Genomic DNA, 1,090 nt, shown 5'->3' with positions numbered 1-1,090 from the left:
GCTTCCTCCAGCGCAAAGAAGCCGAATACCTGGCCCTGGAAGCCGAGATCGCCCGCCTGCGCCAGGACGTCCGCGCCCTGCACGCCGACCCGGCCCCGGACCTCGATCCGAACGCCTGACCCCGTCGTTCCGGCAGGATGCCGGAATCCAGCGCCAGGCAGGACCATCGCGCAACCGTAGAAGGATCAAACAACACGCCGATGACCGACAGTCCCCGCGACGACTACGACAGCCCCTGGAAAATAGCACTGGAACGCTACTTCCCTGATTTCATGGCGCTGCTATACCCGACGATCCACGCCGAGATCGACTGGACACAGGGCCACGAATTCCTCGACAAAGAACTCCAGCACATCGTACGCGATGCCGCATTGGGACGGCGCTATGCCGACAAACTCGTCAAAGTCTTCACCCGCGACGGGACAGAGACCTGGGTTTTGGTCCACGTCGAGGTGCAGGGGACAGCCGAGTCCGGTTTTACCGAGCGCATGTACGTCTATAACTACCGCCTCTTCGACCGGTACCGCACCGACATCGTGAGTCTGGCGGTACTGGCCGACGACAGCGACAGTTACCGTCCGAGCGCCTATCATCGCGAGCGCTGGGGCTGCACGGTGCGGTTCCACTTCCCGATCGAGAAGCTGCTCGACTGGCACGCCCGCTGGGCCGAACTGGAAGCCAACCCGAACCCCTTCGCCCTGGTGGTCATGGCCCACCTCAAGGCGCAAGAAAGCAAAGACGGCGTCACCCGCAAGGGCTGGAAACTGCGCCTGGTACGGCTCCTCTACGTACGTGGTTACACACGCGAGCAAATCCTGGAGCTATTCCGCGTACTCGACTGGATATTGCAACTTCCCCAGGACCTGGAGCGGGAATTCACACGCGAACTCATGGCCTTCGAGGAGCAAGCAAAGATGCCCTACATCACCAGTATCGAACGCCTCGGCCGTCAGGAGGGAGAGGCCGCCATGCTCTTGCGCCAGATCGCCCGCAAGTTCGGTCCGCCCGCCGAGGCGGTGCGCGAACGGATCGAGCGCGCCGACTCCGAAACCCTATTGGAGTGGTCCGACCGCATCCTGACCGCCCAGAC

At 62.7% G+C, this 1,090-nt stretch carries 1 protein-coding gene; it reads left to right on the top strand.

Annotated features, from left to right (window positions below; genetic code table 11):
- Positions 1-200 precede the first annotated feature (200 nt).
- Positions 201-1,090, top strand: an 890-nt coding sequence (locus A39O_RS0110925) for an RpnC/YadD family protein (RefSeq protein WP_020504696.1), incomplete at its 3' end; no start/stop codon positions are given.

This window comes from Lamprocystis purpurea DSM 4197 (assembly GCF_000379525.1).
In the GTDB taxonomy this organism is placed as follows: Bacteria; Pseudomonadota; Gammaproteobacteria; order Chromatiales; family Chromatiaceae; genus Thiodictyon; species Thiodictyon purpureum.
The sequence above is the reverse complement of the archived record's forward strand: the minus strand, read 5'-3'. Positions and strand labels throughout refer to the sequence as shown.